This is a genomic window from Flavobacterium calami (assembly GCF_038290035.1).
GTDB classification, from domain to species: domain Bacteria; phylum Bacteroidota; class Bacteroidia; order Flavobacteriales; family Flavobacteriaceae; genus Flavobacterium; species Flavobacterium calami.
Map to the genome: position 1 here is coordinate 51,679 of NZ_JBBYHS010000001.1, position 23,971 is coordinate 75,649.

Sequence of the window (23,971 nt, forward strand, 5' to 3'; positions counted from 1 at the left end):
TAATTTATCAAATTCAATTTGTTTGTTTTCAGCAAGCCCCCCTCAATACTTCTAAAAATAACCCGCAAAGCACTATATCGATTTCAAACAGCTTCACTATCAGTAAACGCCAAAAGCATAAAATCTATTTGACCAATACTTTTAGCAACCTCCCGCAAAATATCATCCGTTGAATTTTGTAAAGGTTCAATACTATCAGCAAGCAGTACAAAATTATTTGTAATGAGTTTATAAAATTTTCTTTATTTGCTTCCATAATCTAAAACATTTTTAATTGGTTCGACTTTGCAAATAGATCAGGATTTGTGGTGTAAAAATTAACAACTCGATTTGTTACCTTACAAACTCCTTTCTTTGCAATACATATTTTATTGTTAATTCTTAACTCTCTACAAAACCAACAAATATTTGACCTATCAATATTTAATTTAACAGATAACATTTTCATTGATTGAGGTTGCTCGAAAAAACCTTTATAAACACTATTAAATTGGTCTTGAAAATGTTTACCTTTAACTTGTCCGTCACTATCAGTATTAAGGCTTTGCGTATTTATAGTACTCATAGCCTTATTTTTTAAAGGGGTTAAACATTCCAGTAACTCCGCTTTTTTGTAGTATCTGCGGTTTCCTATTCCATGGGCTATAACTTTGCCTTTATTTGTCCAATGCCATAACGTACTACTGTTTATTTGCAGATAATCGCACGTTTGCTCTCGGGTTAATAACTCATCAGTTTGAGTGTTGAAATTGTTTTTAAAGTCTTCTAATTGACTTTTAACGCCCTCTTTGATTAGCTCTGTTAATGCTTCGGGACTTACATTTTGAAGTAATATTGAATTTGTCATCTTGCAAGTATTGTTGTTATACTTTGCAAAATTGCTCTGATTTACAATCAATTAAAGGCACACTACTAAGCTCAATTTGTGCTTTTTTCGTGCTTTTCTTTTAATGCTTCTTTAATTGAATTGTAAAGCTTTGCTTTTCTACTTATTTTCCACTCTAATTGTCTATTGTCAATTTTGTCAATACTAATATTGTATTTTTCTTTTTCTAAAAACTTTACAAATTCTACTTGACTACAAACTAAAAAATCTGTTTCCATCGCAAAAAATAAAAAGCTAAAATTTGCAAGGTGTGTAGTTTCATTTTTATACAGTTCAAACATTTTAGTAAACAATGTAAAACTAAAATCATTTTTAAAAATCTTAGTATCTTCATTTTTGACTAATATCTCATCAGATTTAGTGGCTGCAAATTGCTCGGGTTGTTCTTTTAACAAAGGTGTTATTTCATTAATAAAATCCTTTTCATCAGAAAACCATTCCTTTAACATTTTACGGTATTTCTGTTCTTCAGTACTAGAATTATTTTTATAGCCTTTTTTAAGTTTTAATCTTCTACTATTTATTACAAGTTCCAGTTTAATTTTATTTGCATCAGTTATCAGACCTTTCTCGTAAAGTGTCGTTCCATTAATTTGAGTTAACAAATTGTCTGTTAAATTTATTAAAGCTTTAATTAAACTTTCTTTAGTATGCATTCTTGCTTTAGATACGCCTGAGTAAATATTTACTTCGAAACTATTTTTTAAAAACGGTAAGTGTTTTTCAAAATGATTTTTTAAATTTCCAAAATAACTATTTAACTCAAAAGGAAAGATATTTAGCCAATTTTGATATGTATTAAGAAGAACACTAATATCTGTTGGATTATCTTTTTGTTTAGTATTTATAAAAGATCCTAAATAATTATTAACGAATTTCAATCTATAATCTAACTCTTTTTTTGAAACCGTATCTGATCTCATATTTTTAGTTGTAGTTAATAAATGAAGAGTACAATTATAAAAATTACCTAATTGAAAAGCTTCTCCGTAGGGAAAACTTCCGTAACTATCAGAAGTATAATCAATATAGTCTATAATTTCTTTTTTCCAGTTTTCAGTATCTACGTTATTTAAAATATGATGATATGTAAACATTATTTTATTAGCAATACTTTCAGTAATGCTAATAAAATCATCTTTTTTAAACATTGGCAAATTAACTAGTTTTCTATGCTCCTCACAACAAAAAGGGAAAATCAGGAGTTTCTCTTCAATCTCTTTAATTAAAATCTCTTTGTGTTTACAACAATTTTCACAAGTTAAAAAAGAGTGTTTACCATCTGTAGGAACAGTTTCAAAAGGCAATTCAAAACTTCCTCCTTTAAATTCAAAGATTTCTGTACCACAAAAATCTATTTTTTTTAAATCATCAAAGAAATATGTAATATGCCGATTTATAATTGCCATAAAAATTAATTAAATTTAAATTAACTAATGTACGAAATGCACTCCTAAAATTAACTTTATTTTTTAAAATAATTAGTTATTTCTATTGCTAAATCCTTGTTGCTTTTGCATTGTACCTTTTTCTGCCACAAAAAATTTAAGCTTTTAATTTAGATAACTTCATTGTTAAATTTTGATGCGAATATTTTCAGAATTATAATTTAAATTTACTTTTACTATTTGATTTAAAGTTTAAAATTATTCAAAAAAAATTGAACTACTAATTACTATTATAAGAAATCATATCTTAATCAAATTAACCATTTTAACATCTAACCCCCACGATACATACAAACCGCTATCTATTCAAAATGCAAAACAATTTTCTTACAAATTCAATTAAAAATAAGCCAATTTCTTTAAATCTTGCATAAAATGATTTGGATATTGTAACGTAGAGGTCACAAAGCCAAATGGCGCCAATTGTCTTCAATTGGCGCCATTCTTTTATTTAACCCTTATCAATAAATGAGTTTGACTCGTTTTTGCTTTATTTTCTTTATAAAGAAACAAACTTCAGAAAAACATTATTTATATGAAAAACAAGATAAATTTAAATTTTAGCGTTCGATAACTTAACAGGATTCGAACACCAAGAACAGAGCTGAAATTAAGTTTTACATTTTCAAAATTTGATAATTTCCTGTCTTCCCTTATCAATCTTTTTTAAGAAAAAAAGCCAGCAGTCTAAAACACACTGCCGGCTTTAAAAATTATCTTAATTTCAAAAAAATCTTTTCTCTCTTCTTACATCTTTTCAATACTAGGAGGGATCAATTTATACATCACGGGCGTTACAATCCGTGATAATATTGTAGAACTGATTAAACCGCCAATTAACACAATTGCCAATGGTGCGATCAAAGGATTTGAGTTTAATGCAATCGGAATCAAACCGCAAATTGCAGTAATTGAAGTCAGCACTACAGGCAGAAAACGTGTTTCTCCTGCAATTGAAATAGCTTCATCGATCGAATGTCCTTCCTGCCTTAACTGATTGGTGAAATCTACCAGCAGCAAAGAGTTCTTTACCTGAATTCCCGAGAGACCTATAAAACCGATTATAGCAACCAAAGACATCGGACTTCCATTGAGAAGCAATAATAGCACGCCACCTAAAATCCCCAGCGGAATAATAGATAATACAATAATAATTCCTTTAAAAGTTTTAAACTGCAGCAGTAAAACCGCCACAAACAAAAAGGTACTCAAAATAATTACGGCCAAAAAATTACCGCCCAGCGCATCGCCTTCGGATTCTTTTTCACCTGATAATTTATAGTAATATCCTTTTGGTATTTTCAATTGATCCAGTTTTGGAACAATGTGCGTCAATAAATCATTGGCATAATACCCTTTTGCCGATAAAGCGGTTACTTTTGAAAAGCGTGATTTATTAAAATGGTTAATCGCCGTTGGAGAAGTTTCAAACGAAATTTCAGCAATCTGGTTTAGGGCAATCGGAGTTCCCTGAAGGTTATTTACGTACAAGTTTTTCAAAGCGTCAAGGTTCGAAAATTTATCTCGGGGCAATGTCAGCGTAACATTTCTGGCATCTCCCCTATCATCTATATAATCACCGACTGTTAATCCTGCTACCGAAAGACGGATTACCTTATCTACATCGCTGGTCAATACGCCCAATGTTCTGGCTTTTTCTTTATTGATTTTAACTTTAACATCAGTTTTATACGTATTCAGTTCATTGTTGATATACACGGTTCCTTCCTGATTTCTAAGAATAGTCTCTACCTGTGAAGAAAGCTTACGTAAAACTTCCTGATCTTCACCAAATAATCTTACGACAATATTAGCTTCTAATGGTGTTCCCTGTTCAAAATCTTTTACCTCCACTTTTGCGTAAGGCATCGTTTTAAATTTATTTCGAAGTTCTTCAATCAAAGCTGTTTTCTCTGATGGTTTAGCTTCATCTTCGAGCTGGACAAAAATCTGCGCAAAATCGGGTTTTCTGTCCTGGGGATGCACATTGTAATAAATCTGCGGATTTCCTTTACCAACGTTCGAAGTGTAATACACAATTTCCTTATGATTTTTAAGCTCTGCTTCTACAATTTTGGTCACACGGTCACTTTCTGAAATATTGGCCTGAAGGGGCATTTTTATATTGATAAGAAACATCGGTTTTTCTGAAGTTGGAAATAATTTAAACCCCGTTACTTTAAACAATCCAAAAGCAGTGATGCTTAAAACTATAGAAATAGCAATAGTTGTTCTAGGATATTTTAATGCTTTGGGCATAATATCACGATACGCTCTGGTCAGGAATTTTTGCAGATACTGAAGAAAAATATTTCCTCCCGCATGATCGTGCGTTTTTAAAAATCGGCTTCCTAAAAACGGCACCAATGTTAAAGCTACAATCATCGATGCCAGTACACTGGTAATAACTGCCATTGGAAGACTTCTGATAAATTCTCCCGAAACATCCGGCAGGAAAGCCAGCGGTAAAAATGCAATTATAAGTGTTGCAGTACAGCCTACAACGGCAATTCCGATTTGTTTGGTACCTTTAAGGACTGCATCCATTTTAGAATGTCCTTCCCGCAGCCATCGCTCTATGTTTTCGACTACCACAATACTGTCATCCACCAACAATCCTAAAGCTACCACAAGACCAACAATACTTAACTGATTTAAAGAAAAGCCAAAAGCATTCATTGCAATTAATCCCAATGCGAGGGATAACGGAATGGAAATCATCACAATTCCCGAAGCTCTTAAACCTAATGGAAGTAATGTCACAATTACCAAAACAATTGCCAGCGTAAAATCAAAACCTAAATGTCCCAAACGCTGCGATACCATATTCGCCTGATCGAAGTTTTTTACTAATTTGATGTTTGAGGGTAATTCTTTAGAAAATTCATCTACAATTGGCAGGAATTCTTTCTGCACATCTGTAATGTTTACATTGTCTTTCATTCCGGCTGTCACTAGCACACAACGGTGTCCGTTGATGCGGGTAATATGATCGACGACCTGTGACTTGTAGCCTACTTCGGCTACATCTTTCATATAGATTATTTTACCGTTAGCATTGTAAATTACTGTATTGGATACATCGTCCGCATTTTTAAATTTACCGCTAGTTTTTACATTAAATACTTTACTGCCTAAATCAATGCTTCCTCCTGGAATATCGGCCGCTTCGCTCTGCAGGCTTGCCATGACTACATTTAACGGAATTTTTAATTGGGCCAACTTTTCAAGCTGTAAATCAATACGAATTTCCTGCTCGGGAAATCCAGCATATTTTACATCTTTCAGATTGGTAATTTTCTCAATTTTAGATTTAAGTTTATCCGCTTCATCGCGAAGTTTTTTGTCTGATGCATTTTCTGAAACCAACGCTATCTGAAGGATTTTCACATCAGAAGAAGCAATTTTTTCGGTTTTTATCTGATAAATATCTTTTGGAAGTTCGCTGTTTTTAAGAGCATTCATTTCCGTAGAAATCTCCTGATATTTATTATCAACATCTACTCCGTATTTAAATTTTACCTGAAAAGCTGCAACACCGTCTTCTACTGTGGTTAATATTTTTTCGATGTTTTCGAGTCCGTAAATTTTATTCTCGATTGGTTTTACAACCTGCTCCTCCATATCCTTTGGACTTGTCCCGGGATAGATTACCGTAATTAAATATTGCGGCGGATGTGTTGAAGGATCTTCCGCCCTAGGCATGGTAAACAACGTAAGATACCCTACCACAGCAACCAGCAGAAATATAATCAGTGTAAACTGATAATTTTTAACAGCAAAGTTTGTTATTTTCATAATACTGATTATTTAATGATCTTGATAGTTGATTGTTCGTTGAGATAAGCACTGTTTGAGATCACAATCTGATCTGTTTTCTGAAGACCTTCTTTTATGAATACTTTATTGTTCTCAAATTTATTAATGGTCACCGGCTGTCGTTTTACTTTGTTGTTTTCCACAATAAAAACAAACGCTTTGTTTCCGTCAGCTTCAATAAGCGAATTGTACGGAATGATGATGAAATCTTCTGATTGTTCTGCCTTTATTTCGGCTTTTCCAAACATTCCCACCGCTGGTTTGCTTTTTTTAAGGCTCAGTTTTAATTCGACTTGAAAGGAGCCCAATGCCGCATCTGCCGCCTGAGATTTTCTAAAAATAAAGGCATCGAATTTTTCATCAGGATAACCGTCAAGCGTCACAGTGGCTTTCTGCCCTACTTTTACCGCGGCCCATTCTTTGTCTGTCAATCCTACTTTTAGCAGATAATTATTGTTTTGGGTGGTTTCATTTATAGCCAGAATTGGCGATCCTGCGCCAACTACTTCTCCTTCGCTGGCTATTTTTTTCGAAACAAAACCATTCGCAGCAGCATAAATTTTAGAATAACGCGCATTAAAAGCAACCGCATCTTTCTGTTTTTTAGCAATGTCAAGGCCCGTTTTGGTATTCTGAAGCTGTTCTAATGTATAAACACTGTCTTTGTACAAATTGCTTGCTCGTTTATAATCACGCTCGTACTTTTTGAGATTCAAATCGGTTTGGTTCAATCCTGCATTAATCTCTGTTTCGTCTAATGATGCCAGAAGCTGGCCTTTCTTAAAAAACTGGCCTTCTTCAACATAAATACGACTGATGACCCCTCCTATTTTAAATCCATAATTGGCCTGATTTTCTGTTGTTACTAAACCTGATGCGCTTATGGTATTGTTAAGAGCAAAAGATTCGACCGGAGCTGTTTTAATCGGGATGACATCCGCGCTTTCAAAGGGCGAATTTTCCTTTTTTTCTTCTTTACAGGCGTAAAAAAGCGTTAAAGCAAGCAATATAATCAACCCTTTTTTGGAGGCTGCGATATGTTTTTTTAGATAATTGTGAATCGTTAATTTCATGTTTTTTATTTTTAGTTAAAAGTAAAAGTGGCGTTGGCTCTTTCTAATTCTGCAAAAGCAATCCAGGAGTTATAAAGCGAAATATTAGTGTTAAGCTGCGCATTCACCCATTGGTTCTGTGCATCAAGCAGTTCTATATATATTGCCTGGCCTTCCTTGTACAATTTGGTAATGTCATCATTGTACTTTTTGGCCGACTGCTTTTGATTTTTATCAGCATTGAACTGCTCTAAGGCCGATTTTAGATTGTTCTGTGAAACCTGAAGCTGAAGCAGCAGCTGCTGTTTTACATTATCAGTTTGCGAGATGATTTTTTTACTGTCTTCTTCAACTTGCTTCAGCTTCCATTTGTTTTTGTTTCCCGAAAAGATATTCCACTCCAGCCCCACTCCGGCAAAATAGTAGCGTGAGTTTTTATCCGCCTGAAAATCAAAATCCTGAATTCCGAAATCGGCAAAGCCGTTTACTTTTGGCAGCCAGTACGATTTGGTCAGTCTGCTTACATTTTCGTTTATTTCTTTTGCCTGAGTGAGCTTTTGCAGCTCTTCTCTATTTTGGGTATTTTCTGAAAGTACTTCTATTGGCAGTGCTTCACTCTGATCAGTTTCTATTGCGGCATCAAGTTTTTGATTCAATAAAAAATTAAAATAGGATCTGGCATTATTACTGGTTTGTCGGGCGGTTTCTAAATTGGCCTGAATGCGGATTACCTCATTATCGCTTCGTAAAACGGCAGTCCGGTTTATTTTTTCATTTTTAAATAAAGCCTGATTTACCCTTTGGTTTTCTTTTACCAAAGCCAGGGCATCTTCATAAATCTTAATACCTTCAACCGATTGCAGGTATTTGTAATAAGCAATTTTAATTTCCTTTACTAACTCTCTTTGATAGATTTCGAGTTCTATTTTTTGAAGCGTCGTCTGCTGGGCTTTTATTCTTTTATTATAAATAATTTCAAAATTCAGCAATGGCATCGTGGTATGAATTTTAGCATCATAAAAATTATCCGGATTTATCAAGACCGACTGATTTTCTAACATCGGAAAAGCGTTAGAATTGGTAATTTGATTTAAAGTATTATACACCGGATTCAGCATATCTCCAATTGGAATATCGATTGTCCTTCCGCCTTCTGCTTTGGTGTAACTTCCATTTAGGGAAACTGTTGGATAAAATAAAGCTCGTGCTTCTTTTAAGGCATACATGCTTTTATTAATATCAAAATTATGCTGCCTGATTACTTCGTTATTTTTTAAGCCGGTCTTTATATAAGTTTCCAGCTTGTTCTGTGCATACCCTAAATATCCTAGACAGAGTATTGCAAAAGTTAGTTTAATTTTCATTTATTGTACATTGTTTATTATTTGAACATTGTTCATTTTTTTGGGCAAAAAAATTTTTAAAGCTTTTCTATCATTTTTAGATATTCATTGTATCCGTCATACAAAATGGTATCGGGATTCGTAAAATTTACATTTTTAATTCTCTGGTGAATTTCCAGACAGCACATGCCATGTACCAAACTCCAAACCATAAATGCCAGCGGCTCTACATTATGGCCTTTAAAATAACCTTTGTTAATACATTCTTCAATAGTTTTTTTAACTAATCCAAATGCTGTGCATCCTTCATCCCAATCTTCATTCTCGGAGTCTTTCAGGAATTCTATTGGAGCTTTTAGATTAAACATCAAATCGTACATTTCAGAATTTTCGATGGCAAATTTGATATAGGCAAATCCCATTTTCTTTAATCTTTCCTTCGGATCTTCTATAGTATATAACTCCATAAAATAACTATCTAATTCCTGAAAACCTATTGTATGAAGATCATGGAGAATATCATTTTTATCTTTAAAATAAACATAAACAGTGCCTACACTGTAGTTAATTTCTTCAGCAATGTTTCTTATGGTAGTATGTTCAATTCCTTTTTCAACAAAAAGCTTTTTAGCACCTTTTAATATCAGGGCTTTTAAAGCTTCTTTTTCTTTTGCTTTTCTATCAATTGTACTCATACTTATTTTTATTACTGCAGACAAAGATATAAAATAAAATGAACGCTGTTCATTTTTTATTCAGTTAAATATTTTTATACAAATTAAGATTGCAATCTGGCCGTAATACCTTTATGATTCAATAACTTGTAAGCTAACTTTGGTAAAAATCTATTTAACAGATAAATCGCTTTTGTATCGCCAACACGAATAGTGTACGTATTGTTTTTTAATCCTTTTATTAAAGCATCAATTAGCACATCTGGTGTTATCGATTTACCTTCCATTCCCTCAGACATATTTGTTTTTACCAACGGCGGCAATAATTCAAATATTTTTATTCTGCTTCCAATTATCTGTAAATGATCTCGTAATGCTTCTGTATAAAAACGTACCGCAGCTTTTGATGCTGAATAAGTTGGTACAAGATTAGACGGCGTGTAACTCAATATCGATGATGTATTGATAATAGCTGCTTCTTTTCTGCTTTTAAGCATATCCAGAAAAAGATCATTTAAGAGAATAACTCCTAAGTAGTTAGTATTAATTTCCATGGCAGCTTTTTCAAAATGTTTTGAATTACTGAAACCTAAATTATCCTGACCATTCATAATTCCGGCATTGTTATAAAGTATATCGATACCACCCATTTCATTAATTTGGTTGTACAAAGCAACCGCGGCTTCCTGGCTGGACGCATCACTTTTAATGGTCGTAATGGATGGATACATTTTTTTGGCAAGATCCAATTTTTTCTGATCTCTTCCTGTAATAATTACTTTAGCACCTTCTGTAATGAACTGTTTTGCAGCCTCTAATCCGATTCCGGCAGATCCACCTGTAATCAAAATTATCTTACCTTTTAATTCCATAATTTTTCTATTTAGTTTATTATTTCTATATTTGCTTGCGAAATGCAAGTGCAAATATAAATACATTTACTTGCAAAAAGCAAGTGATTTTAATTTTATTTTATGAAAACTCAAAAAAAGAGATCAGACTGCCCGGTAAGTTTTTCACTTGAAGCCTTTGGTGACAAGTGGTCGCTGTTGATTGTTAGAGATTTAATGCTTAAAAAAAAATGTACCTATGGCGAATTGGCAAAATCCGATGAGAAGATCGCAACTAACATTTTAGCCGCTCGACTGCTCTCGTTAGAAGAAAACGGAATTATTCAGAAAATGGAGCATCCCGACAGTAAAGCCAAAGTATTGTATCAATTGACACAGAAAGGAATGGATTTAATTCCAATAATTGTTGAAATTAATCTTTGGGCAGAAAAGTATACCAACATTCCTGAAGAAAGAAAGGAATTGCTGGCACAAATGAATGCTGATAAGGAAGGATTTATTAAAAATGCTTTAAAAGAACTTGAATTAAATCTATAGTATAGATTACATAGCTACTACTTTTTTTGCCACGATAAATTTGGACTGGAATGTGCATGACAAAACACGCCCCCGCAGGTGCAGAACTGCCTCCAATTTTGTCACACAAGCTAAGGCGGTTTTAATAAAAGAGGTTAGCGATTTGTTTTTTGAAGGTACATCTCCTTCAATCCCCAACAGGACATTCAAACCAAATTACCAAAGCCACTGGAAGACAAACAACTACATATAATAAGCCAATTTCTTCAAATCATCCAAAAAAAATGTTGAAATTTGTCCCGTCGGGGTCACTCTTAAAGAAACGTTAAAACATCAGTTCTAGCGTTTTTTTTATACTTTTTTAATAAAATTTAACCCACTTTTACCTATAAAATTGAGCGGTTTGAAAATCTAGTAAGGGTGACTACTCAGGATTCAAACCATTAGCAAACCCATTGTTTAAAGGAATAAGCCGAATGTATTATCTTTATTTTAACAAAAAATAGTAGAAAGTTGAATAATGGAAAAATACCCCAAACAAAAATTATATATTAAAAAGGTCGTTATTATATTTAACGAAAGAATAATATGGATATAGATTTGAACAAAAAACCTCCAAAATCAAATGACATTGAAGGTTTCTGAATTATAGTGGTCTTTACAAACCATTTTTTTACAAGATAAAAAAGCTAGTTATTAAAAATGATTAATATTTTATATTTTCTAGCATTCTAAAATCACATAAATATTAAACTATTTTAAATCGACTGTTACTTTTTCAATTTTACCAGTAAATTCGAAAGGCATTTTGTAATTCCAATCAACAGGAGAACCAACATCTTTTCCTATGTCCATTCCTTCTACTATAGAGAATTGAACCGGAACCGTTTTTTCTAATCTGCCTTCAGCTATTTTTTTACCATTTGCACTCATGCTGATCTTCCCTCCTTTTCCTAAACCTCCTCCATCATATAGAAAATCAACAATAAGTTTAGTCTTGCCTTTTGGCAATGCTTCTTTTGCATTAAAATATATCCAGTCTAAAGCGAGATAATTGTATACAAAAACCGGTTTACTATCTTTTAAATACAATCCATATCCAGCCTGCATCCCTCCATGAGTTATAATTATACCATTAGTATTAGAATCTGACAATTCTAATTCAGCCGTAATAGTCCAGGATTTATTAAGCATCGGTGGCGCAGCTGCATCTGGCAGACCAAATGTTCCTGGATAATAGGTCATTGTTTTACGCTTCCCTATTAAACTTGGCCTACCCATTAGTTCAGCGTTAAATCTAGGATTTGAGCCACGCCAATCTAATGGCAATACATTATATTTGGAGGCCTCTATCCACCACAAATCCTGCATTTGTCGAAGTTTGTCAGGGTTTTGTGCTGCTAAATCATTTGCTTGTGTAAAGTCATCATCTATATTATAAAGTTCCCATTTCTGTTTATCAGGATCAAATGCTCCACGTTCAGCTACCCATGGAGGAAAAGATAATGCTGATGCCATCATCCATTACTATAAATTCCTCTATTGACCCCTAATTCAAAATATTGTGTATTATGACGTTCTTTCGCTTTTGCATCGTTAAATGTATAAGCAAAACTAATTCCTTCAATTGGTTTTTGTTGTATGCCGTTAAGTTCAGTTGGAGCTGTTATACCTACCGCTTCATAAATTGTAGGTACTACATCAATTACATGTGTAAACTGACTTCTTAGTCCTCCTTTATTCTTTATTTTTGCCGGCCAATCAATAATCATTGGATTACGAGTACCCCCAAAATGACTTGCAACTTGTTTTGTCCATTGAAAAGGTGAATTCATTGCCCATGCCCATGCAGATGGAAAATGATTATAGTGTTTAGGACCTCCTAATTCATCAATTACTTTTATGTTATCTTGCCATTTTTCAGGATGTCCGTTAAAAAAAAGCATTTCATTAACAGATCCTTCAATACCTCCTTCTGCACTAGAACCATTATCTCCGGCAATATATATAGTTATTGTATTATCCGCATCTGGTAATATTTTAATTGCATCTGTGATTCTTCCCATCTGATCATCAGCAAATGAACCATAAGCAGCAAAAACTTCCATCATATGTGAATAAAGACGTTTCTGTTCGGCATTCAAAGATTCCCATGCTGGTAAACTTGCTGGTCTTGGAGTCAGTTTTGCATTTGCAGGAATTACACCTAATTTCTTTTGACGTTCAAATGTTTGTTCTCTATAAAGATCCCATCCCATGTCAAATTTTCCTTTAAACTTTTCAATCCATTCTTTTGGTGCATGATGAGGTGCATGTGTAGCACCAGGCGCAACATATAAAAAGAATGGTTTATCTGGCGCAATACTTTTTGTTTTTTGTACCCATGAAATTGCTTTATTCGCCAAATCTGTAGTCATATAATAATTTGGATCTGTAGATGCTGGGACAAGATTTCGATTTTCATATAATACAGGGTTCCAATGGTTCATATCACCACCATTAAAGCCATAAAAATAATCAAAACCTAAACCATTTGCCCAATGATCAAAAGGACCAACATCACTTGTCTCCCAAGTAGGTGTATTGTGATTTTTACCAATCCAAGCTGTAGCATATCCATTTTGGCGAAGAACTTCTCCAACGGTACCGCAACTTTTGGGTAGGATACATGTATATCCTTCATATCCTGTAGCTGCTTCGGTAATACCCGCAAAAGCAGCAGAATGGTGGTTGCGTCCCGTTATTAATGATGCTCGCGTAGGACTACATAATGCAGTTGTATGAAAACGATTGTAACGTAATCCCTCTGAAGCAAGTCTATCCATTGTTGGTGACGGAACTCCACCTCCAAAAGTACTAAATTGTCCAAAACCAGCATCATCAAGTAAAATTATCACAATATTCGGCGCGTTCTTAGGTGGTTTAACCGGTTGAGGAAATTGCGCTGGATCTGAATCTAAATAAGTCCTACCTACATGACCATTAAAATGAAAGTCCGGTTGTGGCAATATTTGAGGTGTTCCTACTTTTTCATTTTCTTGTGACAGAATTAAATTTATTGAAAGTATTCCAAAAAGAAGAAAAATTTTTTTACACGTATAAGTATTCATAGTCTAAAATTTATGTTCATAATAAATCTTTATACTATAAAATTAACGTAACAATTTTAAAATTAGTCAATGATTTTTTATAGAATAGGTTTCAAATTATAAAATGCAACACATTAATAAAATTTTCATCGATAATACGAGAGATTAAAACTAGAATTCCAGCGAGAATGAAAATAAGTCCAAAAATTAAGTTTATAATAAAATCAGTATGCTACGAAACATCTACCCTTTTATCTTCAAAACTTAGAGTGTAATATTTTAGAACTTACCATCAATAAATTTTGATGCGAATATTTTCAGAATAATAATTTAAATTTACTTGTGAAAATTTGATTTTTTATGTTCAAAATTTATTGAAAAAATTTATAACCACAAATCATTATTATACAAATTATACCTTCGTCGAATTAACACTTTTTAAATATTTAACCCTGACGATACATACAAACCTCTCATGATTGAAAATTTAGAATAACTATCTTACAATTTCACTTGAAAGTAAGCTAATTTCTTTAAATCATTCATAAAATGGTTTGTAAATTGTTCAGTAAGGGTCACAAACAAGCCAAATGGCGCCAATTGAAGACAATTGTCGCCATTTTTTTTTATAACCTTGCTTCTTTTTGTTAATCTAAAGAGCCGGGCTCCTAAGTGTAAATCTTAATTTAAAATACACCGCCTGAAGAATGATATGGATCAAACCTAAAGCTTTTCAAAAAAACAGATAACTTTTATTTTTTTATCGCAATACATTCTATTTCAATGCTCGCGTTTTTTGGCAATGAAACCACTTCAATTGTGCTTCGCGCGGGAAAGTGATTGTGGAAGTAGCTTCCGTAAATGTTGTTCACGGTTTCAAACTGCTTGATGTCTGTAATAAAAATCGTGGTTTTAGCAATATGATTCAAATCGGAGTTGTTGTTTTCCAGAATGGCTTTTAAATTTTCGAAAACCTGAATGATTTGTTCTTCAATTCCATTTTTCAAAGTGTTTGTTTTTGGATCAATGCCTATTTGCCCCGAGACAAACACTAAATCTGCAAAACTGGTGGAATGGCTGTATGGGCCAATTGGTTTTGGCAGATTGGAATGGTTTACAGTAATTATGGATTTGGTATTACTGCAGGAAGCGAAAACTAATATGGCTAGAAATAATGCTATTCTTTTCATCTCTATTTTATTTTAAAGGATAAAAAAAGAGGCTAATTTTTTAAAACTAACCTCCTTATGAATTTTTATTTTTTTACAAATTTCAATAACTCTGAATTGAATTTATCCAATTCTTCGATGAACAAGGCATGGCCGCTTTTTTCCAAAGGTACCAATGTAGAATTTTTTAATAGGGAGTGCATCTGTTCAGCTAATTCATAAGAACATATTTTATCCAATTTTCCGTGAAGGATTAATGTTGGGATTGTGATGTTTTTCAAATCCTCTCTCAAGTCGCTGTCTCTAAGCGTTTTTAATCCTTCGGCCATTGCATAAGGCGAAGCTTGCGCCTGAATAGTACCTAACCATGCGCCATATCCGGGAGAAACGCTTGTTTCGTTAGCAGGGAATATTTTTCCAAAGTTTTCCAATAATTGAGGTCTGTTGGTATTGTTCAATTGGATTAATCCATCCACATCTTCTTTACTCCAAAAACCATAATTAAAGTCGGCTCTTTTTGTCCATGTTGGCGCTGCCGCTCCGAATAAAGCCAGTTTAGAAACATGTGCCGCTTTGTATTTGGCCACATAATGCACTACAGTTGCACCTCCCATTGAAAATCCTCCGATTGTTGCGTTTTGAATGTTCAATTTGTCAAGAACCACTTTGATATCGTCTGCAAAAACATCGTAGTTGTATTTTCCTGCCGGCTTGTCAGATAATCCGAAACCTCTCAAAGTAATTCCGATAACTCTGTATCCTTGTTGAGTAAAATAAGCATATTGATACTCATACATTGCATCGCTCAATGGCCATCCGTGGATCAAAACGATTGGCTGTCCCTCGCCAAGGTCGGTAACGTGAAGCTTTACATTTTTTTCAACTTCTACATATTCTTCTCTTCCATAAGATGCTGGAACTCTTTTTGTCTGTGCAGACGAAACGCCGCTAAATAATACTGCTGTAAATAAACCGATTGATAAAATTAAATTTTTCATGTTTTTCTAAATTTTAGATTGTTATTTTTTTAATAATTTGGTTATTGTTATTTGATGTTGCAAAGTTGGAGCAAAGTGCAGGAAAGGACAATGGATGGTTTACTCTTTGAACTGCACTTTTTTCCCTTTCTTGATTTATGACTGGATAAATTCCAAAATGTCTTTGTTGATAGTCTCAGCTTCAGTAGTCGGCATACCGTGTGAGAAGCCAGGATAAATGATCAGTTTTCCGTTTTTCAAAAGCTCGGCCGCTTTTACAGCAGTTGTTTCATAAGGCACAATCTGGTCGTCGTCACCATGCTGAACCAATACTGGAACATCAATACTTTTAAGGTCTTCAGTAAAATCAGTTTCAGAGAAAACTTCAATACAATCATATTGCGCTTTTATGCTGCCCATCATTCCCTGTCTCCACCAGTTGTCCTGTATTCCTTTTTTTACATTCGCACCTTCACGGTTGTAGCCATAAAAAGGAACAGTCAAGTCTTGGTAAAATTGCTGTCTGTTGTGTAAAGTATTGTGTCGGATATCATCAAACACCGCCAATGGCACACCATTTGGATTTCTGTCGTCTGCAATCATATAAGGGGTAATGGCACTGATCAAAACGACTTTTGACACACGTCCTTTTCCATATTGTGCCGCATAACGCAAAGCCTCTCCGCCGCCAGTTGAATGCCCGATATGTATTGCATTTTTAAGATCCAAAAACTCAACCAGTTCAGCCACATCCTGCGCGTAAGTATCCATGTCGTTGCCTTTATATGTTTGGGCAGATCTTCCATGGCCTCTTCTGTCGTGGGCGATTACCCTGTAACCCTGATTAAGGAAAAACATCATTTGGGCATCCCAGTCGTCAGATGACAGCGGCCATCCGTGGTGAAAGAAAATTGGCTGTCCTGCTCCTAAATCTTTGAAGTAAATTTCTGTTCCGTCTTTTACTGTAAACTTGTTCATGTTTTTATATTTAAATGTTATTGCTGTTTTGATAAGGCAAAGTTGGGATTAATCCGGGCGCCCATCAATGGATGGTTTTCTCTTTGAACTGCACTTTTTTCCCCATGCTTTAAATTTTATTATTTCTTGAAGCATGTACTTGTCTTTGCCACGGAATGAGTCCGCTGTCCGTTTCAGGTTTTGTACAAATTCTGGCGCGCCAGGCTCTCAAATTCTGCTTGGGATTATTTATTTTTCAATACAAGAAGAGGCTTGTTCTTCTCCACAATGTAGGTGGCAAGCTCCGAAGCTTTACCGTTGCCTACATTTTTTGCGGAATGATTTTTTCCTTTGGGAATAAAAAGTACGTCGCCAGCTTTAAGAATAATGGGTTTTTCTCCTTCAATCTGATATTCAAATGTGCCTTCCAGCACATAAATCAGTTCCTCGCCCGGATGGTTGTGCATCCCAAAAGCGGAATGTGCTTGAAAGTCTATCCGGGCCTGAATAGTTTCATATCCCGAAACCGAAATGTCATGTCTCTGCAGATTAGTGCGGCTAATTCCTGACTGCTGTGCAGAAGCGGTCGCTGGAGTTAAAAATGCAGTCAGTCCTGCCAATGCAGCTGCACCTAATAATAAATTCTTATATGTTCTCATCTGTCTATTTTTTATTTTTAATTATTTTTCTTGTTGTTACTATTTTAAATGTGCCCTTAAAATCCAAGCTGTTTTTTCGTGTTCCTGCATCAATCCCGTGATGAAATCGCTGGTTCCTAGATCCTCATAATCGTTAGCAAAAAGATTGATGTTTGACCTTATATGATTGATTATAGCTTCATGCGCTGAGAGCAGTTCGCTTATAAAACTTTGGCTGTCGTTTTCAGCAGGAGCATTTTCTGTAAGATGGCTCAGTTCCAAAAACGCTTTTAGAGTCCCAGGAACCAAATGTCCCAAAGTGCGGATGCGCTCAGCAACGCTATCTATTGTTTCTGCAATCTGCCCTGCCTGCTCGTCAAACAGTTTATGCTTGTCATAAAAATCATTTCCTTCTACGTTCCAGTGTGCCTGTTTGGTTTTGGCTAAAAGGACAAATTCATCTGCCAGTATTTTTGATAATATGTTCGCTACGGATTTTCTGTTTTCTTCCGAAATTCCAATATCTGTTGTCATGATTAATTGTTTTTGTTAATTTGATATTGCAAAGTTGCAGCAAATACTTCCCCACAACAATGGACGCTTTTCTCTTTGAATTGCACTTTTTTCCTTTTATACTAGATTGTAGTTATTTAGATTACGCCTTAAAAATGGACTAAATCTTACTGATGAAAATTTCAGAAAAACTAAATTTTCATTCCATTGAAGCGTAATAAACTACTTCTTCTGGTTTGAAAAAGCACAAACAGTTAATTGAAAAAATGTACTGTACATTAAAAAATAGATGTTATAACCAAATAAAGAGATGGTTAAAAGCAAAAAGAAAGCTTATTAGAAAGTCATATCTATCGATTCAGGATTAATCGGTAAGCGTTTGATAATTCAATCTTTGCTTTTGTGTCAAATGGAGATACAAATTCTTGTGCTGAAAGCAAAACGGGAAGCAATAATGTAATTTTTTCATTCTCTTTTTAGTCATTATTAAATTAAGTTTTCTCAAATCGCAATTGTCTAATTTGAATACGAAGACATTTACGTTGGAGCAAAATTGAACATTACTGAAAAATAAAAATGAATTTCAATGCCTAAAAAACGTGACAGGTGTTAAGAAAAAATGTGACTTTTAATATTTAACGACTAATTCTAGAGAGGTATTCATAAAATGACATGCTTTTATCAATCTCCATTTTGTTAAAAATTCGCTCCTTTCTCTTTCTGCAAGCCTCTTGTGTAATATTGAAGATTGAGCAAATCTCTTTGGAGCTCAAATTCATATAAACGTAACATATAAAACGAATGTCATTAGCTGTAAGGTTCGGATGTTTTTCTTTTAAACAATTTAAAAATCCTTGATTGACTTCTTCAAAATGAATGATAAAATTGTCCCATTCTGAATTTGATTTCAAATGTTCTTTTAAGGACTTAATATGGCTCTTTAGCGTATTATCGTGAGAAACATTTGGAATTTCTGAAAGGGAGTTAACAACTTCCTCTATCATGTCATTTCTCCCGGAGAGATACAATGCTTTTGCCAACAGTTTTCTGTTTTTTTGTTCGATCTCGTTTTTAAGACGTTCTTGCTCTAAAAGTGCCTCACTTTCAATCTCTTTTATCTGTTGCTCCAGCATCCGCTTGTTACTCTTTTCACTCTCAAGTTCAAGGTTAATGATTTTTTGCTCTCGCTCTATAATAATTTTCTTTTGTTCTTGTTTAATTATCCTATTTCTGTGCATTCTAAACAAAAAAAAGAGCAATAAAATAAAAAAGACGATTAAGACGCCAAATATTTTATGCTCAAATCTTGATTTTTCTCTCGATATCTTCAAATCGTTTTTATAATTCAATACATCAAATTTCACTTTATTAGTTTCGTAAACATTCTTCTGAGTCATATTATCTAATGAATCTCTCGTAGAAACCATCATTCTCAATGCAGCTAAAGCCTTACCGTCTTTTTTCTGAAGCACATACACATCAGAAAGTTGATCATACAGTCTCATTCGACCTTCCAGATCTCTTGTTGCTTTCAAGCATAAATTGATATAGTAAACACATTTGTCATAATCTTTTTCCAAAAAAAAGGCCCTAGCTAAAAGATTAAGAATCGTTGAATTAATATTTCTATTTTCAAAATTGTTTTCTTTATTTTTAGCTTGTAAATCGAATGCTATTTTCTTTCCTGCTTCAAAATCACCTCTGCATAAAAGGTTTTCAGCCAACATCGCTTGCACCTGAAGTTCTAGAGGCTCATTACCTTTAGCAAACACTGCTGCCTCATTCAAATAATCACTAGCAACATCTAGTTCATTAAGCCAGTTGGATACTTTTCCTAAATTAACACCATACAAAGCCAACTTGTTTTTATCTCCCAATTTTTTTGCTATATCGTATGCTTTTAAATAATATTCCTGAGCTTTTTTGTATTTTTTTTCCAGGCAATAAAGCACGGCAATATTATTTAATATGGCTGATTCCTTATTTGATTCGAGGTGCTGTGTTGCAAGAATATAGGCTTCTAAATAATAGTTCAATGCTTCGCCATAATCAGACAAATTCATGTAAACAACTCCGATTTTATTCTTTGTCTCAAAAATTTGAAGATACCAATTGTTCTTTTCGGCAAGCAATTTTGCCTTTGTCAAATCTTTCAAAGCTTTCGCATAATCGAACTTATCCATTGCAGCTAATCCCGATTCTTTGATTTTTATACAATCTTCAAGCGTTTGTGCGTAATTGTTCAAATTAAAAAACAGACAAAAAAGTAATGTGAAAAATATTGATTTCGGACTTTTTACAGTAGTAAAAATATTATGATCGTTAATTCTGTAAAAAACTTTCTTTTGCATAAATGATTTTTAATAATTGTATTTCTTTTGGTGACAAAAAAGCAAACCTACAGCTTTTAACATAATAAAACACGTAATAATACTTTGTTTTTCAATGCTAAGCCAATTACTTTTTGTTGTTGCTTTATTTCTTTTTCAGTAAAATATTTAATTTATAATCACTATGAATTTAGACAATATTGATTTTTAAATTGTTGCTATTTCTGAATCATTTTTTAAATATTGTTAATTCAAATAAGGTCTTGCTTTTAATTAAACGTTAGTCTAGATTAGATACTGCAAAGTTGATCAATTAGGGAAATTTTATCATGTTTTTCCTTTGAATTGTACTTTTTCCCTTTTAATGCTAAAAAGCTACTATTCGTAATAATTTAAAGCGTGAAATCTAATTCTAAGACATAAAAAAGTATGATTGGGATATCATACTTTAAAAATGGAGCTTCTTAATGTTAAAATTGCTTTCTAAATGATAATGGAGAGATACCTGTGTTTTTTGTGAAAAACCGGATGAAATAGGCATCATCGTCATAGTTTAAACTGAACGCTATTTCTTTTACCGTAAGGGCGGTGTGTGCTAACAATCGTTTACTTTCCAGGATAATTCTGTTTTTTATGATGTCATTTGGCGTGTCTTTGCTAACCATGCCAATTTTTTTTCCAAGGTTCTTAGGGGTTATAAACAACATTTCGGCGTAATCAGCAACAGTGTGATGTGTTTTGTAATGCTGTTCGACAAGTTTGCTGAATTTCCTTAAGAACTGAACATCAGACTGCTGGTCCTTCTCAGCTAAAAGATGCTGTTGTTTCCAGATTCTTGTTGATTTTAAAATGATAAGCTTTAATAATATCCGCAGCATTTCTTCTGTATTTGAGTCTTCATCTTCCATTTCAGATTTTATTTCATTAATTATATTCTGAATGTCTGCCGACTGGCTCTCATCTAATTTAATAAATGGAATTTCAAAAACATTATTGTAGAGTATTCCGTCACAGGCGACTTCCTGATCGTGAATTTCGATACAATAAAAATCACGGTTAAAATGGAGTAAGACTTCTCCTCCGAATCCGGTCACGGGCTTTACTATAACTTTTGGGTTGATGAAAAGCAGGCAGTCTGTTTCGATTTGAAACTCCTGAAAATCGACATGAACTTTGGTTTCTTTTGGTAAAAATAAAACTTTTATGTGATCGTCAATTTTGATCAATGTACTTTCATCAAGGCATTGTTGACTAAAACTAAGATTTCCAAACTGTTTGTATGAGAATTCTTTGAGCATTTTATATTTGGTTTAAAGCAGTTACGGGGTTTAACATATCAAAAGAAAAAACTCGAATCAGGGCGCAAATATAAAATTATAAATAAATAAAAAAAGTTCTTTAGTTTAAGAATTCCGAAAAGATTTGAATGCTATCCCACAATAAAAAATTACTAAAATTAAAAGCTAACCTATAATAAAAAGCAAATTTGTCTAATAGGCACGGAATCTTTCAGATGTAAATCCTTTAGCGACAATTAATCATCAACATCGAAAATTCTTGTATTCCAAAAAGCATACTTTCACTATTCTAATCTTAAAATTAAACGGACCTTTTTCCTCCACAGAAAGATACTGCGAATTTTAAAGGTCTTTTAACTTTCATATTTTTATATAAACGTGATCTTTTTTAGAACTGCCATATTTTACTAAATCAAAATTCAAGGCTGTATCCTTCAGTAGACTAATTATATTACATAAAGAGTCAAAGAGAGACCGTTCTACTTTAAATAAGCCACTCTCTTAAAATCCTCCATAATATTTCTAGAATTGCATATTAGTTCACAGCCATAAAACCAATTGAGTTTTTATATTATTTGCATCAATCCCCAACAGGACATCTAAACCAAATTTGCAAAGCCAATCAAAGACAGACATTACATATAGTAAGCCAATTTCTTCAAATCATCCATAAATGATGTTGAAATTTGTCCTGTCCCTGTCACAAAGCCAAATGGCGTCAATTGAAGACAATTGGCGCCATTTTTTTTTATATCACTTAGACAGAATTAACTTTGAATCATTTTTGCGTTTGTTTCATTTTTTCAATCACACTTAAAATATGAAATAATCCATATTTACAAGAATTGCAGGATATTTTCCAAGTTAATCATCCCATATGCAGGAGAGCAATGTTCTTAAACGGGGCTTGTTCAGTTTCTGAACTTCTTAGGATGGAAAATCGAAAGGCAATTTTGAAAATTTTAAACTTCCTCAAAAAGTTTCTGAATTCAATATCGGAATTATAGGCTTGTATACATCTATATTTGATGATATTCTAAAATTGATGAGCCGGTCAAGACAGCGCAAAGAATTAAATCGACTAAAGTCGATAAATTTTGCATTATAAGAATCGGGACATATAAATTCCTAAAAGAAGATATGGATCAGCTTTTTAAAAATATGCAGAATAATTTTATTGACATTGAGTTCTGTACTTGACAGATGAATATAATGGAAATCGGACTGTCATGGATTAACAAGAAAACCTCTATTCTGCCCTAGCCCCGATAGCAGCGAAAATCCTTCCGCGGTGGCGTTCGTTGCAAAAGATTTCAGAGCATAGCGCTGAAAAAGCTCCCAAAAAAATAAAACTTCAAAATTATTCGCTGCCATTAGCGCAATAACCGCAAAGAGCCCTTATGTATCCCCGCGGGATATATTCTTCCGGGGAAACAAAAAACAGTTTTTTACCGAAACCAGCAAAGCCTCGACCACTCCAGAGAGAACACTTTTCTCAAGAACCGCAAACCGATTTGAGACACTCATTCAATCCATGTAAAGTACTAAAAACCAAAAAGGTGTGCAGAAATAAAAAGCGGCCGTAAAATGCCATAGATAAACCCGATTTGCTTAATTTTGCCTAATGATGCGCTTTTGTCCAAAAAAATCAAAAATCGGCCAACTGCCCTAAATCGTTAAGTCCAATTAAATCCCCAATAATCAATGATAGATGTTTTCTTAAATTACCTGAGCGACAAATTCATCCTAAGTGAAGAAGAATCATATGCATTCAGCCGGGTCTGCACCATAAAAAAACTTCGCAGACGACAGTATCTTTTACAGCAAGGCGATGTTTGGCAAAAGAATGCATTTGTTGCAAAAGGAGTTTTGCGTACGTATCGGGTAGATGAAAAAGGAACAGAACATATCATGCAATTCTCCATCGAAAATTGGTGGGCTGGAGACAGACAGAGCTATCACTCCGGATTACCCTCTGCATTTAATATTGAAGCTCTGGAAGACGCTGAAATTGTACTCATCCCTAAAGCAGATTTTGATCGCTTGGAAATTGAAATTCCTAAGTTTGGCGAGTTTACCAGATCATTGCTAGAACGTAGTTTTATTGCTTCACAAAACAGAATTCATGCAAGCATCAGCTATTCTGCAGAAGAAAAATATGCCGATTTCACAAAAACGTATCCTGATATTACCAATCGAATTCCACAACACATGATTGCTTCCTATTTAGGAATTTCTCCTGAAACACTAAGCCGAATACGTAATCAAATAGCAAAAAAATAACACCTACTCAAGAACACTTACCCATTGAGGCAAGTGTTTTTTTCTTCTGTATAGTGCTTATTCATTACTTCTTTTTAAAATCTTGATAAATGCAGAGGGTTTTATCTGTCTTTAATCAATGGATTGGG

At 33.7% G+C, this 23,971-nt stretch carries 18 protein-coding genes; 2 read left to right on the plus strand and 16 right to left on the minus strand.

Annotated features, from left to right (window positions below; genetic code table 11):
• Nucleotides 1–259: 259 nt before the first annotated feature.
• The 7 genes from AAEO57_RS00190 to AAEO57_RS00220 all read right to left on the minus strand — a co-directional run bounded on the left by AAEO57_RS00190 (nt 260) and on the right by AAEO57_RS00220 (nt 10,094).
• Nucleotides 260–847 carry a helix-turn-helix domain-containing protein gene (locus tag AAEO57_RS00190; protein WP_341688278.1) on the minus strand — a complete coding sequence of 196 codons (588 nt, stop codon included), beginning with the start codon at nt 845–847 and terminating at the stop codon, nt 260–262.
• Nucleotides 848–918: 71 nt separating this feature from the next.
• Complete coding sequence (locus AAEO57_RS00195; RefSeq protein ID WP_341688280.1) at nt 919–2,295, minus strand: hypothetical protein; 1,377 nt, start codon at nt 2,293–2,295, stop codon at nt 919–921.
• A gap of 786 nt (nt 2,296–3,081) precedes the next feature.
• On the minus strand, nt 3,082–6,132 hold the full coding sequence (locus AAEO57_RS00200) for an efflux RND transporter permease subunit (RefSeq protein WP_341688283.1): 3,051 nt from the start codon (nt 6,130–6,132) through the stop codon (nt 3,082–3,084).
• A gap of 8 nt (nt 6,133–6,140) precedes the next feature.
• The gene (locus AAEO57_RS00205) at nt 6,141–7,226 is read right to left on the minus strand and encodes an efflux RND transporter periplasmic adaptor subunit (RefSeq protein ID WP_341688286.1); all 1,086 of its coding nucleotides are present in this window, start codon (nt 7,224–7,226) and stop codon (nt 6,141–6,143) included.
• 11 nt (nt 7,227–7,237) lie between these two features.
• Nucleotides 7,238–8,569, minus strand: a complete 1,332-nt coding sequence (locus AAEO57_RS00210) for a TolC family protein (RefSeq protein WP_289660351.1) — start codon at nt 8,567–8,569, stop codon at nt 7,238–7,240.
• A 56-nt stretch (nt 8,570–8,625) separates the two neighbouring features.
• Nucleotides 8,626–9,243, minus strand: a complete 618-nt coding sequence (locus AAEO57_RS00215; RefSeq protein ID WP_229350995.1) for a TetR/AcrR family transcriptional regulator — start codon at nt 9,241–9,243, stop codon at nt 8,626–8,628.
• Nucleotides 9,244–9,326: 83 nt separating this feature from the next.
• Complete coding sequence (locus AAEO57_RS00220; RefSeq protein WP_281233745.1) at nt 9,327–10,094, minus strand: SDR family oxidoreductase; 768 nt, start codon at nt 10,092–10,094, stop codon at nt 9,327–9,329.
• 102 nt (nt 10,095–10,196) lie between these two features.
• Here AAEO57_RS00220 and AAEO57_RS00225 point away from each other — a divergent pair, with 102 nt between their 5' ends.
• Complete coding sequence (locus tag AAEO57_RS00225; protein ID WP_281233746.1) at nt 10,197–10,610, plus strand: winged helix-turn-helix transcriptional regulator; 414 nt, start codon at nt 10,197–10,199, stop codon at nt 10,608–10,610.
• Nucleotides 10,611–11,342: 732 nt separating this feature from the next.
• Here the strand turns inward: AAEO57_RS00225 and AAEO57_RS00230 are convergent.
• From AAEO57_RS00230 to AAEO57_RS00270, 9 genes are all read right to left on the minus strand, one after another.
• Nucleotides 11,343–12,107 carry a hypothetical protein gene (locus AAEO57_RS00230; protein WP_341688297.1) on the minus strand — a complete coding sequence of 255 codons (765 nt, stop codon included), beginning with the start codon at nt 12,105–12,107 and terminating at the stop codon, nt 11,343–11,345.
• Nucleotides 12,107–13,486, minus strand: coding sequence for an arylsulfatase (locus AAEO57_RS00235; protein WP_341688299.1), 1,380 nt, complete (start codon nt 13,484–13,486; stop codon nt 12,107–12,109). The genes AAEO57_RS00230 and AAEO57_RS00235 overlap by 1 nt, the downstream gene beginning before the upstream one ends.
• A 944-nt stretch (nt 13,487–14,430) precedes the next feature.
• Nucleotides 14,431–14,868, minus strand: a complete 438-nt coding sequence (locus AAEO57_RS00240; protein ID WP_341688301.1) for a Rid family detoxifying hydrolase — start codon at nt 14,866–14,868, stop codon at nt 14,431–14,433.
• Nucleotides 14,869–14,933: 65 nt separating this feature from the next.
• A complete protein-coding gene (locus AAEO57_RS00245) occupies nt 14,934–15,845 on the minus strand; it encodes an alpha/beta fold hydrolase (RefSeq protein ID WP_341688303.1) in 912 nt (303 codons plus the stop codon).
• A 135-nt stretch (nt 15,846–15,980) separates the two neighbouring features.
• Complete coding sequence (locus tag AAEO57_RS00250; RefSeq protein WP_341688305.1) at nt 15,981–16,802, minus strand: alpha/beta fold hydrolase; 822 nt, start codon at nt 16,800–16,802, stop codon at nt 15,981–15,983.
• 224 nt (nt 16,803–17,026) lie between these two features.
• Nucleotides 17,027–17,440 (minus strand): cupin domain-containing protein, encoded by a 414-nt coding sequence (locus AAEO57_RS00255; RefSeq protein WP_341688307.1) that lies wholly within the window; start codon nt 17,438–17,440, stop codon nt 17,027–17,029.
• A 39-nt stretch (nt 17,441–17,479) separates the two neighbouring features.
• On the minus strand, nt 17,480–17,953 hold the full coding sequence (locus AAEO57_RS00260; protein WP_341688309.1) for a Dps family protein: 474 nt from the start codon (nt 17,951–17,953) through the stop codon (nt 17,480–17,482).
• A gap of 614 nt (nt 17,954–18,567) precedes the next feature.
• Nucleotides 18,568–20,283: a tetratricopeptide repeat protein gene (locus tag AAEO57_RS00265; protein ID WP_341688311.1), complete on the minus strand. Its 1,716-nt coding sequence runs from the start codon at nt 20,281–20,283 to the stop codon at nt 18,568–18,570.
• Between the two features lie 449 nt (nt 20,284–20,732).
• Complete coding sequence (locus tag AAEO57_RS00270; protein ID WP_341688313.1) at nt 20,733–21,560, minus strand: helix-turn-helix domain-containing protein; 828 nt, start codon at nt 21,558–21,560, stop codon at nt 20,733–20,735.
• A gap of 1,704 nt (nt 21,561–23,264) precedes the next feature.
• Here AAEO57_RS00270 and AAEO57_RS00275 point away from each other — a divergent pair.
• Nucleotides 23,265–23,843, plus strand: coding sequence for a Crp/Fnr family transcriptional regulator (locus tag AAEO57_RS00275; RefSeq protein ID WP_341688314.1), 579 nt, complete (start codon nt 23,265–23,267; stop codon nt 23,841–23,843).
• The last annotated feature ends 128 nt before the right edge of the window (nt 23,844–23,971 follow it).